General features: G+C 50.3%; 7 protein-coding genes. 3 read left to right on the forward strand and 4 right to left on the reverse strand.

All coding sequences use genetic code 11. The features are described from left to right. Positions 1-455: 455 nt before the first annotated feature. Positions 456-2138: a potassium channel family protein gene (locus HMPREF2605_RS07905; RefSeq protein WP_049338450.1), complete on the reverse strand. Its 1683-nt coding sequence runs from the start codon at positions 2136-2138 to the stop codon at positions 456-458. Positions 2139-2251: 113 nt separating this feature from the next. On the opposite strand from HMPREF2605_RS07905, the gene HMPREF2605_RS09420 reads away from it, so the two are divergent. The 3 genes from HMPREF2605_RS09420 (at position 2252) to HMPREF2605_RS07915 (ending at position 6868) form a co-directional block, all read left to right on the forward strand. Next, entirely contained in the window at positions 2252-2482 is a 231-nt protein-coding gene (locus tag HMPREF2605_RS09420; RefSeq protein ID WP_141744435.1) for a hypothetical protein, read from the forward strand. A 140-nt stretch (positions 2483-2622) separates the two neighbouring features. Further along, on the forward strand, positions 2623-3618 hold the full coding sequence (locus HMPREF2605_RS07910) for a restriction endonuclease (protein ID WP_070847812.1): 996 nt from the start codon (positions 2623-2625) through the stop codon (positions 3616-3618). Between the two features lie 340 nt (positions 3619-3958). Next, entirely contained in the window at positions 3959-6868 is a 2910-nt protein-coding gene (locus tag HMPREF2605_RS07915; protein WP_070847813.1) for an FAD-binding and (Fe-S)-binding domain-containing protein, read from the forward strand. Between the two features lie 99 nt (positions 6869-6967). Here the strand turns inward: HMPREF2605_RS07915 and HMPREF2605_RS09670 are convergent, their stop codons facing one another. The 3 genes from HMPREF2605_RS09670 to HMPREF2605_RS07935 all read right to left on the reverse strand — a co-directional run bounded on the left by HMPREF2605_RS09670 (position 6968) and on the right by HMPREF2605_RS07935 (position 12949). Beyond that, complete coding sequence (locus HMPREF2605_RS09670; RefSeq protein ID WP_246828189.1) at positions 6968-7447, reverse strand: hypothetical protein; 480 nt, start codon at positions 7445-7447, stop codon at positions 6968-6970. Between the two features lie 1566 nt (positions 7448-9013). Further along, complete coding sequence (locus HMPREF2605_RS07930; RefSeq protein WP_083324870.1) at positions 9014-10798, reverse strand: UvrD-helicase domain-containing protein; 1785 nt, start codon at positions 10796-10798, stop codon at positions 9014-9016. Between the two features lie 42 nt (positions 10799-10840). Beyond that, positions 10841-12949, reverse strand: coding sequence for an ATP-dependent nuclease (locus tag HMPREF2605_RS07935; protein WP_070847827.1), 2109 nt, complete (start codon positions 12947-12949; stop codon positions 10841-10843). Between the last annotated feature and the right edge of the window lie 408 nt (positions 12950-13357).

Below are 13357 nucleotides of genomic sequence, written 5' to 3' on the forward strand. Positions count from 1 at the left end.
TGAGTTGAGTGGTGCCTCCCCGTGAGTGAGGTGGGGATACGACGACACCCCGTAGCGCATTGAGGCTACAGGGCGTTCGATAACCGGCACGGTAGATAGTTTATAGGCTCTGGCTAGGAGTTTCACCAGTGGCGGCCATTTTTAAAAGATAGTTTGGTCACATTAGATCTTAAGTTGAGGGGTTTTTCGCGCACACGAGCCCCAATTTGCACTCTCCACGGGCTAATTTTGCCTCGACAAGGCGAAATATCCCGCACGGTGGCGTGGGCGGCAATTTTCTTGCCTTCGTCTTGCCTTCGCGTGGGCTCGGCACCCAAACCCACCGCTTCAATAAGTATGCGGTGTGGGTTTGAGCGCCAAGCCTCAACTGAACTGTTATATCTGCGCTGCTATCTGCGCTACCGCAACCGAGCCGCTACAGCCCGGTTACTGTCCGCAGGGTATTTGCGAGCGGACTACTGCTTGCGGGAACGTAGCGAGAACTTCTCACGAATAATCGTGAACGTCTGGCGGGTCTCCTCCAGCAGGGCGACCGGCTCCTGCTCGCGCACCGCAACCTCATGAGATGCCGAGGAGTCGGCAGGTTCACCAGCCCGCGCGGCGCCGGGCGCGGTGTTCGGGGTAGCCTCCGCAGAAGCTGCCGCAGCAGCACCCGGAGCGCCAGGAGTACCAGGGGCAGTAAAGCCCGCGGCGGCGCTGAAACCGGCGCGGCGTGCCGCCTCCGCATCCGAAGGAACCGGGTGCACACCGTCTTCATCCACGACCTCACGCAACGTGTAGTCGCGGGCTTCACGGCGCGCATACTCACGAGCCAGCAGGGCACGCAACTCAGAAATCTCCTGGCGAAGATCGTCCACGTCAGCCTTGGTTGCGGGGTACTCCTGCTCCTCCCTGCCACCAAACTTTTCGATAATCCAGCTCGCGAGCGCACCGGTAGCAACCGCGACCAAGCCCCCGCCGTACAGCATGACGATCACGGCGATGACCCTGCCGATACCGGTGACCGGGTAAACGTCTCCGTAGCCGACCGTGGCGAGGGTCGTGAACATCCACCAGTAGGCGGTGGGCAGGTCACGAATCATCGCGCCCGGCTCGGAGGACTCCACCGAATAGATCGACAGGGCAAACATGATGATGAAGATCGCGGTGTATCCGAAGAGCTTCACCGCCAGCTCTGAGAGCCTCTTATATTGGCGGTTGGCGGTCATATAAATCATGGAGAGGAAGCTGACAATACGCCACGCGGGCAGCAGCACAATCGCCAGGTTCATCAGGTTATGCGTGATGAAGTAGAGTCGCCGCGGCGCCAAGTACAGGCGAATGCAGTAGTCGGCGGCGAATAGGCCCCACAGGATCATCTGAATGATGTTGAGGTACGCGTCGTACGGCTCCTGAATGCGTGTGCTCATGATGGGCGCGGCGAACGCGAGCAGGTACAGTACGGACGCCACGAACATGGGCGTGGAGGAGCGTTCCTCCCACGCCGCCAGGTTCTTCTCGCCGCGGTACTTGCTGAGCGTGCGGAACAGGCGGGTGCGCGGGGCGCGACGCGGCGGGTCCGTGACGGTGCGGGTGACCGTGCGGATAGTCGTGGTGTGCGTTTCAGGTTCGCCTACATCAATAATCTCGGCGTCACCATCGGGGTTACCCTGGGTGCCCGCTTTCTGGTCGCCCTTGCCGTGCGGGTGATGCGTGGTGCGGGTGATGCGACGCTCCTCGCGGTGCGTACCGTCCGGCGCGTCGGTGGTGGCGTATTCTTCGACGACCTCTTCGTAGTCGTCGGGGTCCAGGTCGGTGGAGTAGACGGAGTGGGTGCTGTCCAGGCGGGCGCTATCAATCTGCACGGCATCAACCTGTACTGCCTCCATGCCGGGGGCGGTAGCCTCTGCGGGGCTACTTGCTGCAGCACTAGTTTTGGCGGCACTGGATTCTGCCGGTGCCGACTGGGTATAACCAGCCTTCGTGGTATTCTCAGCGGCGGCTTCAGATGCGGTAGTTTCAGATGCAACAGTTTCAGGGCGCGCAGACGCACCCACCGGGCTGTTCCCCGGAATATTGCCCGAGGTATTCCCCGAGGTATTGGGTGCTGTGCCGTTCTTTACCGTGTTGTCTGTCTGGTTCTGTTCTGCCTTATCCATAGTGTGAATGATACTCCACGCCGTTGCGTTTGCGTTTCTATTTCGTTGCACTGTGACCTTGTGCTGTGACCTTTGGGCGGCGGTCTTTACACCGCGGTTTTGTGCACGATACTGTGTCGAAATCGGGCGGCGGTTCGGTTGCGGTGGAGAACCGTTCGGGTGCGAAGATGACGGTGTATTGTGCGGGTGTGGATCGTAAGGAGCGTAGTGTGCCTGCGGGTGGCCGCGTGTTTGTGGAGGATTTGGGGGTGCGTGCTTCGGCGGGTTCTCCCCTATTTTGTGGTGTGGTGACTTCTGATAGTACTGCTAGCTGGAATGTTACGGCCCTCGGCGGGCGTGCCTAAGAGCAGCTGCGGCGCTAATAAAGCCTGCACAAGGGAAAACAGGCACCTCTGGTAACGATTATCTTTTGTATTAGAGGTATATTAAGAACGGACTACCCGCCGTTATTAACCAGCCGTTATCAATCAATGGAGATACACCGATGACCGCTCAGTCGCCTGATACCACTGAGGTTGAACTTCCCAAGTTCTACGAATTCATTCCCAGCATTCTTGCTTACCTATCTGACGGCAACTCCCGCACCAATAAAGAGATTTATAGCGCTGTAGCAGAGCGCTACCCGCTTTCTGACGAGCAGCTACTACCCTACCTGCCGAACGGCAAGCGTCCCGTCTATGTGGACCGCATTAGTTGGGGCTTGACCTATCTCAAGATGTTCGGTGCGGTTGATTCCCCTCGCCGCGGTCAGCAGGTTATTTCTGACGAAGGCTTGAAGCTGATTGAGGCTCATCCTGGGGGCATCCCCGATGATGTCGTCGCGCATATCGTTCGTTCCGCCCGCAGCACGCGTGAGCGTTCCCAGTCTGATAGTTCCGAGCAGGACCCGCAGGAAACCCCGAAGACCGCTACCAAGACTGTTGCCGTCACGACTGCACCCTCTGAGGTGTCTGATAGCACCCCGCAGGAACTCATTGATGAAAGCATCACTCAGATTGAGTCCGCGCTGACGCACGATATTTTGGAACGCGTCCGCGCAATGTCTCCGACTGCTTTTGAGCATCTGGTGGTGGATGTTCTGTTGGCGATGGGCTACGGCGGCCCGGCAGGACGCGGCACCGTTACTCCGGCTTCCAATGACGGCGGCGTGGACGGAATCATTGACCAGGATGCGTTGGGTCTTTCAAAGATTTATGTCCAGGCTAAGCGTTACGCCAAGGACAACGTGGTGAGCCGCCCCGACCTTCAGAACTTTGTGGGCGCGCTACACGGCAAGGCAACGCAAGGCGTGTTCATCACGTCGAGCTCCTTTACGTCTGGCGCACGCGGCTACGCGGAGGAACTTGGTAGCGGAATTTCCCTCGTTCTGATTGATGGTGAGCACCTGGCGCGCCTCATGATTAAGTACGGTGTTGGCGTACAGGTGGCACGCACGTACACCATCATGAAGCTTGATGAGGACTTCTTCGACGAAGCCTAAACGTTACACAAGCGTGGGGTGGAAAGCATGTAGCTTTCTGCCCCACGCTTTCTTTTGGGTTAGCCGCCTTTTGGGTTAGCCGCTGGAATGTTACAACCCTCGGCAGCCGCGCCTAAGAGCAACCGCGGCGTTCAGAGTGTGGTGGGTGCGCCTCCGCAGGCCCGGGCGTATTCCCCCGGAAAGCCAGCAAATACGCGGCAAACCACCGCATCAGCACGGTGTATAACCCACCCCCTTTATGGTGACAAGTAGTCGCCAAGCTTAGCCATAGCTAAGCGGAAAAGACGGTGTTCAAGAGCACATACTGAAAGGTAAGACAGTCTCACTAAGGAGATTCATCATGACCACCGTTGTGTCAAACACTTCCAAAGCACTCAAGTCCCCCTACGAGGACACCCTCAAGCGCCTACTCTCCGATGCGCGCGCAGAAGCCGTCGAATCCAGCGTCTCCGAACTCGAGCGCCTGGCAATCTCCCACGACGCATCCCACTACCTGCTCGTGCCCGCCGGCCTGGTCCGCCCCGACTCCGCCGAAGACGTCGCCAACATCTTCCGCGCAGCCGGCGACCTCGGTCTGCCGCTGACCTTCCGCTCCGGCGGCACCTCCCTCTCCGGCCAGTCCAGCGGCGACGGCCTCATGGTCGACACCCGCCGCCACTTCAAGAAAATTGAGGTCCTTGAAGACGGCAAGAAGGTGCGCGTGCAGCCCGGCGCGACCATCATGATGGTCAACAACTACCTGGCACCCTACGGCTACAAGCTCGGCCCCGACCCGGCATCTTGGTCCGCCTGCACCATCGGTGGCGTGGTCGCGAACAACTCCTCCGGCATGTCTTCGGGCACCAAGTACAACACGTACAACACCCTCGACTCCATGGTGTTAGTGCTGCCCAGCGGCACCATCATCGACACCGCCGAGCCGGACGCCGACCAGAAGCTGCGTTCCCTCGAACCTGAACTCCACGAGGGCCTGCTGCGCCTGCGCAAGCGCGTGCTTGAGAACCCCGAATCCATGGCGAAGATTCGCCAGCAGTACTCCATGAAGAACACCATGGGTTACGGCCTGAACTCCCTGGTCGACTTTGAAACCCCCGTGGACATTCTGCAGCACCTGCTGATTGGTTCGGAAGGCACCCTCGGTTTTGTTGCTTCGGCTACCTACCGCACCCTGCCGATTCTGAAGAACATTTCCACCGGCCTGCTCGTGTTCGACAACCTGATTGATGCTGCACGCTCTGTGCCCGAACTGGTTGCTAACAAGCTCGCTACCGTCGAGCTGATGGACGCCACCAGTATTCGTGTGGCTCAGCGTACCGGCCAGGCTGCGGAGGCGCTCGCCGCCATCGACGTGAAGGACCACGCCGCCCTGCTGGTTGAGTTCCAGGGCAACTCCGAGCAGGAGCTGAGCGACCTGGCTGCCGCTGCAGCACCCATGTTTAAGAGCCTGCCGGTGGCTTCGCCGGTGTCGATGACCAGCAAGCTGTCTGAGCGTAACGCACTGTGGGCGGCACGCCGCGGCCTGTACACCACCGTTGCGGGTAACCGCCGCTCCGGCACTAACGCACTGCTTGAAGACGTGGTTGTTCCTGTTGAGGTTCTGGGTAACACCTGTAGCGACCTGACCAAGCTGTTCGACGCACACGGCTACCAGGACTCCGTGATCTTCGGTCACGCGAAGGACGGTAACATCCACTTCATGCTGAACGAGCAGTTCCGCGACCCGAAGCAGCTGGACCGCTACCGCGACTTCACCGAAGAAATGGTTCAGCTGATCCTTTCCGCTGACGGCTCGCTGAAGGCTGAGCACGGTACCGGCCGTATCATGGCTCCGTTCGTAAGCCGCCAGTTCGGTGAGGAACTCTTCGACGTGATGCGCCAGATTAAGCGCCTCATTGACCCGAAGGGCTTCATGAACCCCGGCGTGCTGATTACCGAGCCGGACACCGACTACGTGACCGACCTGAAGGTCGCTGAGACCGTTGAGGAAGAAGTCGACCGCTGCGTGGAGTGCGGCTACTGCGAGCCGGTCTGCCCCTCCCGCAACCTGACCCTCACCCCGCGCCAGCGCATTGTGATGCGCCGTGAGATTGCCGCCGCCGAGATGAATGGCGACCACGAGCTCGCCGAGCGCCTGCGTAAGGAGTACGAGTACTACGGCATTGAGACCTGTGCTGTGGACGGCATGTGCCAGACCCGCTGCCCCGTGAACATTAACACTGGTGACCTGATTCGCCGCCTGCGTTCTGAGAACCAGGACAAGCTGGCTGCTACCGGCTGGAAGGTCGCTGCGCAGCAGTGGGGCATCATGGATAAGGTTGCCGGTAAGGCCCTGACCGTGGCTAAGAAGCTGCCGTTCCCCGTGGTTCACGGTACCACCGACATTGCCCGTAAGGTCATGGGTGATGACATGGTGCCTTCCTACAAGAAGGGCCTGCCGGTCGGCGGCCCGGCACGTAAGCCGCACAAGGACGCAACCGCTGAGATTGTGTTCTTCCCCGCCTGCGTGAACTCCATGTTCGGCGGCGTGGACGGCGACGGCAAGCATGACCCGGTCAACGCAACCCAGGCGTTCATCCGCCTGTGCGAGCGTACCGGCGTGAAGTACCGCATCCCGGACAATATTGGTGAGATGTGCTGTGCTACCCCGTGGAAGTCGAAGGGCTTCACCGACGGCTACTCGATCATGAGCGACCGTGTGCTGAAGTCCCTGTGGGAGGCTACTGACGGTGGCCGCCTGCCGGTCGTGTGTGACGCTTCGTCCTGTACTGAGGGCCTTGAAGTGATGCGCGAGAAGGTTATTAAGGCGCTTGAGCACAAGATCGTGAACGGCCTGAAGCCGGGTGAGCCGGACTTCTCGCGTCTGCGCATGTACGATGCGGTGCAGTTCGCCGCCGATAACATGCTGGATAAGCTGACCGTGTCTGCTCCCCTGCCGTCGGTTGCTCTGCACCCGACCTGCTCCATGACTCACTTGGGTACTCAGCCTGCGTTTGAGAAGATTGCGAACGCGATGAGTGACGACGTGTACGTACCGAAGCACTGGGGTTGCTGTGGCTACGCGGGTGACCGCGGTATGCTGCACCCGGAGCTGACGGCGAGCGCTACGGAGGCTGAGGCTGCGGAGCTGAGCGAGCAGAAGCAGTTTGCCGCATACATTTCGGCGAACCGCACCTGTGAGCAGGGTATGACGGAGGCGACCGGCCACACCTACCAGAACGTGTTGCAGCTGCTGGAACGGACTACTCGCTAAGGGCTGAGCGCATAGCGGCGGTATAAAGAAGGGACCCGGCGGGCTATCTGATGGATAGCCTGCCGGGTCCCTTTATGCTTGTTTCCTTCTAGGCTGTCTTTAGGCAGTGACCAGGTGGGTTCCTAGCGCGTTCTGTGCAACTGCCTGCACCGAGCTCAGGTCGCTTTCTAGGACAACTGAGCCGTTCGGGATCATCTGTGCGTACTGCAGGAAGGTGCCGATTGTTAGGTCTTCGTGTGCGGTTTCTGGCTGGGTAACGCCAGATGCGCTGGCAACGGTTGTTACACCGCGTGAGTCTTGCCCGAGGTTTCGGACGCGTTCGGCTTGGATAATCTGGGCGTAGAGCGTTCCGTTGATTTCGGTGACGATGATGACGGCTGATTCTCCAGCGATGTTACGGGAGCGGCGGAAAACGTCAGCGACTTTCTCGCCGGATGCAGCGGGGATGACGTGGCATTCTCCTCCGGCACGTTGAGCCGCTAGGGTTACGAGTGCGCGGTGTTCTGGATTGCGGCGGGCAGACAGGTTGAAGCGTCCCGCAATGCGAGCTCGTTCTTTCATCACTTCGATGCTTGCCATTCTTCAATCCTTTCAAATGCACCTTCTACGATAAAGGCTGTTGCTTCTTCGTAAGCGGCGTTGCTTTCCATAATACTATTCAGGGGTCGGTTCTCTTCGACCATGTAATAGCGAAGGCACAGGTATACCCGCGCAAGCACCGTGCTTGACCGCCGCCGTCGCGCAAAAAGATTGGGAACAACTAGGTGCGAGTACAGGATTTCAAACGAACCCTAGTGCGCTACCGTAGACACACCATATGGCACAGACACACAAAAGAGAGGTAGGGCTGACAATAGCCCTACCTCTAAGATGTTTTAAGATAGCACGGTTGACTAGTCATGATTCCTGAATGCAAAGAAGTACATGGTAGCCGATGCCAAACCCATACCTAAGGAAATCATAAGAACGTTTGGTGAACAAAGATTTCCCATTCCCTGAATCACTGTCAAGAACAGACAGGAAAGAGAAAATACGAGGATAAAAGCACCGATGCTCTGAAAACTAATATTTTTCATAATATACCTCCTTGGTTGCTTATAATTTATCTCGGCAGGTCCATGCAGCTACTGCCAGCTGAGCGGCCAAACCGGGAAGACCCCCAGCCCCCTTTTCTCAGTTGCAGCACCTATTTTCGACTATTAGATAGTCCAATAATCAATACTGCTATCGAGATGCCGTAGAGAATCCCAAGCACCATGTCGCTGACATTTGACACTACGTTCAAGATAATTGCCAGGATCAAGAACAGCATCCCAACAGGAACATACTTATTCGACTTCATACGCTCGTGCTCCCTCAATAATCAACAGTGAGACATCATTTTCAGGACCATCCAGCTACCCATTTTCTGAATGACTATGGACGTTCGCCTTACTACTACGCTAGCACTCTGGAGCTAAAAACTAGCCCGCGACACAGCTTTCTGCACCCACCCGCCCCTCCCCCGCCTAACCGCCATAGAACATACAAAAACCACCCCCTCCGCAGCTTGTCGCCGCAAAGGGGGTGGTTTCTATATATGAGTTAGACCAGAACGCCTAGTACTACTCAGTAGCCTCAGTGCTGGGCTTGGGGTCTTCGTTCACGCGGTTGCGGATATCTCATAAACTGAGAAATTGGTTTTCAATGTCAACATATGAGGTAACGGGAGGATGTGCCCAGATCTCAACGCAACGTCGTGATACCGGGAGTTTAATTTCTCGCCGGATATGAGGCGTTTCTTTTTCGCCATGGTTGTCGCTCCTTCATACGGGTATATGAACCCTACTGTGATTTCGAGGAGCAAGCATGAATACTTCTGGCAATCTGCGGAAAAGAGAAAAACTACTTTATAGGTACTGAGCCGACAATTATTTTTAAACCTGCAAAATTTATAGAATCTCATCTTGACGTAGAATAAACCTCGGATAATGAAATTATATAGGCATTTTTCGTTATCTAACGAACCCTCGATATGCTACCATCCAAAATCACATGAATTCACAAAACCATTTCCCTGATATCACATAAAAATCTGGTGTGCACTAGTACCACTAGCGCACACCAGAGCCTATTATCATCAACAAAAGTCAACAGTAAAATGAATTATGGATTTTCAATATAGGGGCACGGGTCATAATATTTACCACCTGCTTTCTCTCTATTCTCGGCAATTATCCACAGATTTTTCCTCGCCCTACTCGATGCAACATATAATAGCTTTTTGACATTATCTTCCCGCTGACTTACTGGTACATCCCTATGGGGCATATATCCATCTAATGCCCCAAAGAGAATTACAGTATCATATTCTTCACCTTTAGATTTATAAATGGTTGTCAATTTCACCCCTTTATTCAAATTAGCCAACATTGACTTATAATATCCTATACTATTATCCTTTACAGCCTGTTGCTCTTGGGGCATTGACTCTGACTCCCCAACACTGTTTTTAAATTTATTTAAAGAAACCTCAAGTTCTTCCAAAAGCATATTCTTCTGCACCATAATCGGATCCTCCGAATTCAAAAATACATTCATTCTACTTAAAAATAGATTGAAAAAATCATTTAAGAAATTGAATATAAAACCATCATCACCGTATCGCCCCACCAGAGACTCACTTATTTCATTAGAAATATAGAGGATATCAGAAGGAAGAATTTCTCCCTCTAACAGAAAATTCCCCTCTATCAAAATATCCAAAATATTCCTTGCCCACAATAATCTCTGGACATACCTTCCAGGTGACGGTTCTGTCAACGCAATTCTCGAGAGAAAACTCCATACTGAATACTCCTTCACAAATGGGGTCAAACCAAAACAATCAAAATTTATATTCTGCTCCTTTCTAAGAAATTCCCTAGCTAAAGATTTCGCGAGGAAATTTTGAGGAACCAGGATGCAAATTTCCTCCTCACTGACACCAAGGTTTAAATTCTTCTCGATAATATCAAGGATGCGGGAACCAATATTTTCACTATCTATTCCATCATTCTGAAAATTATAATAATATATATTTGATTTATAATTTTTATTTCTTCCAATTGCAGACATACTCATATGCTGCACCATGTATTTCTTTGAGTACTCAACCACAGACTCAGACGACCTATAGTTTCTCGAAAGTTCAAATCTTTTAAAAGACTTCCCAGTTAATCTATTCAAATCATCAATATCTAGCGCTACACCCCCTAGTGAGCTGAATATAGCTTGATTTGGGTCTCCCACGATAAACATATTAGTATTTTTTGAACCTTTAAAAATTTCTGAAACTATCAAATATTGGATCGCGTTCATATCTTGATATTCATCCACAGCAAAAAACGAAACCATGTTTTGAATATTTCTAGATATAAATTTATTCTCACACAGCAAATTATATGAAAACTCAAGAATGTCTTGAAAATCTAATAATCGATTCAGTCTTAAATTAGCCAAATATTCTTTTATATTAGACCATATATCTGTGTTACAGTTTGGGGGGATCGAATCTCTTAATATCCTTTCATATTTATTTAATCTATGAAATTCAATTCCATCCGCAAGTTTTTTAATATTTTTTTCACTGAAACCTGGATGAATTTCACGAAGAATCCTATACCTATATGCATCATTCGCGATTGCAAAATTTGGTGGGATACAATCATTATAGATTGAATACGGATAAATTATCCATTCTAAGCAAAACTTATGTATGGTTCCTACCCAAAGTTGATTTGTATCTATCCCTAAATTATCTAGACGTTTTTCCATTTCATCCGCAGCATTATTTGTATAAGTAATGGCAATAACGAATCTGCGATGCGTATCAATTTTTGATATCTCTCTAGCAACTTTATGTATCAAGGTATGGGTCTTTCCACTACCCGGACAAGCAATTAGAAGCACGTTTTTTCATATTCAATAGCATTCAGCTGTTCACTATTTAAATTATCCATCACACTCCTCCAGCTCAATCAATTTTCTGGTCGCATCGTCTTTTCCAAACTCAATATCCCTGTATTTCGAAATTTGTTGTTTGATGTCATCTGGAATCCTGCCCCCGATAGAGAATAAGACTGCTTCCAAAATATAATGCGGGATAATAGTTTCCTTCGATATATAGTTACACAGCATCAAAGCTGACCATCCCTTTCCAGATTTTCCAATATTTATATCATTTTTTTCTGTTAGCTGTAGAGAGGCTTCAGCTACTTTAGCATTATCTTTAGATAAAAGCTTGTTTTTAATTTCCCCTAATGCCCGGATGTCTTTATACTTATTCTCTTCCGCAAATTTAATTAGTTGGCCAATATTCTTCTGGCCTGCCAGCGCAAATTCTACTTCAAACGTATATTCTGCAAAATACGATTTCACAAACCTGTTGTCAACAAATTTCTGGTTCAGGGCATTTTGTCGACTTGTACCTAGTTTAGCCGCTTTAGGGGATGAAAACTTATTATTTTCCATATAGGTATCTAAATCTGTAATAATTGAACATCTCTTTTGCAATCTATCAGCATGGAATATTGAAGCCAACCCGTCGAATCCAACTCCTCGATTATTAATTAAACTAATACCTAATTCATCTAAGGAAACACCATAGACTTTCTTGATCAAATATGGAATTAGCATTTCTTCAGCATCACCTTCGACAAGAATGACCCCTCGAGCAAACAAAAGGTTACATCTTGTAATATCTAGGAAACGATTAACGGGTATTATCTCTTCTTCCTTCAGCCCCGAAGAGGGACTACATGCAATCCATGATTCATTTCCGTCCTGAAGGATAACATTTACATTTTTAATATTGCTTATCTCTGAAATCTGCGGCGAGTGGGTTGAATAAATCACCTGAGTGTTTTTATCATTTCCAACATTACTGAATATAACCTTCTGGATATGAGGATGTATGTGAGATTCCGGCTCTTCGATAAGCAATATATTTGATATCGGGCTGGAAAAATTTGATTTACTAATTTTATGTGATTTAAATTCTAGAAGCTTTAAAGATATATACAACATATTTGCATGGCCCAAGCTAAGCTCGTCTATCGATCCCTGATAGTTACCCTGGGCTGAATACAGTCCACCTATGTAGATAGATAGTGCGTGGAATAATTCTTTCGCCTCAACCGGCAATTGAGACTTAATACTTAGTGTTCCAGGAGAATATATGGATCCAACAGCCTCTTTATAAGTAGAAAGTACGTTATTGGCAAGATTGCTAACCTTTCCATTCTTGTTAATTAAATCATTTAATTTCCCTGCCATTTTCGCAATGTTGTTAAAAGATGGATCGTTTTCTATACCAGAACTTTCAATCTCCAATATGTCCCTCAGTGGGTTTCTATATTGACCTTGGAAAGACCTCTGAACATCTCGCAAAGCATCTATATAAAATGTATTAAACTCTCTAGGAATATAGAAAATCTTTGGAAGACGTATTCCGATTTTCTTTTCCATTTCTGTATCTTCCGGGTCAGGAAATTCTAGGTTTTTGAAGTCGCCGACACATTTTTGATAGTCTGCAAGGCAGTGGAAATCTGAATTACCCTTACCAATTCGAACACTCTCATAGTCTGCAATTGATATTTTATTAAGTATTTCTTGTACTTTACTCTTGTTTCCCTGGGCTTTATATAGTTCACTTCGAATTTCGAGTTTAGGCCGAAAAATAATCGAGCATGAGTATTTATAGATTTTTGTTTTTTTACTGTCGATTTCGCAATCTGGAATTTCTGTCTTATTTTCAGGATTTAAACAATGCGAGATAAATGAATTCATGAGCTCATTGTATGTAGACCCAGTAAATTCAAGTCGGATTATTATCCAATGTCCTCTCCAGTCACCAATATCCCTATTAAAGTCTTTTTCAGTAAAGTATGAGTAACTATTGGGCAAAGTATCATCTAGGAGTAGGCGGATTGCGTGGAAGATATTTGTCTTTCCAGCACCATTTTCGCCAATAATTGTATTAACCCCTGGATTGAATCTTAAAACGGCATTCTTGAAGTTACGAAAATTGACAAGACTAACTTTCGAAAGATAAACGCTCATCTTTTTTTCCTTTCAGTTGTGAATAGAAAAAATATTTTGGCTTTGTTATAAACAGAAGTTAGAAAAGTAACAATTCCTCTCTTTGTTAAAGCCCTATAAAGGATTCTGAAAATTCAGACATCCTTATCCGAATCGTACAATTACCGGTACCTCCGAACGGCGACGAACGTAAGTACCATCATTCACATTAGCACGAAGACACCCGCCTGGACTAGGGAAAACTCCCCCACAACACAACTTTCTGCGCCCAGCTGCAATCCCCCACCCTCGCCTCCTCAAAGCACAAAGAAACCACCCCCTCCGCAGCTTGTCGCCGCAAAAGGGGTGGTTTCTATATGCGAGCTAGACCAGAAAGCCTAGTACTACTCAGCAGCCTCGGTGCTGGGCTTGGGGTCTTCGTTCACGCGG

The sequence above is a fragment of the Rothia sp. HMSC065C03 genome (assembly GCF_001837295.1).
Classification (GTDB): domain Bacteria; phylum Actinomycetota; class Actinomycetes; order Actinomycetales; family Micrococcaceae; genus Rothia.

Coding starts and splice junctions, on each gene's coding strand:
- HMPREF2605_RS07905 (WP_049338450.1), bottom strand. CDS start 2,138: ATGGATAAGGCAGAACAGAACCAGACAGACAACACGGTAAAGAACGGC.
- HMPREF2605_RS07910 (WP_070847812.1), top strand. CDS start 2,623: ATGACCGCTCAGTCGCCTGATACCACTGAGGTTGAACTTCCCAAGTTC.
- HMPREF2605_RS07915 (WP_070847813.1), top strand. CDS start 3,959: ATGACCACCGTTGTGTCAAACACTTCCAAAGCACTCAAGTCCCCCTAC.
- HMPREF2605_RS09670 (WP_246828189.1), bottom strand. CDS start 7,447: ATGGCAAGCATCGAAGTGATGAAAGAACGAGCTCGCATTGCGGGACGC.
- HMPREF2605_RS07935 (WP_070847827.1), bottom strand. CDS start 12,949: ATGAGCGTTTATCTTTCGAAAGTTAGTCTTGTCAATTTTCGTAACTTC.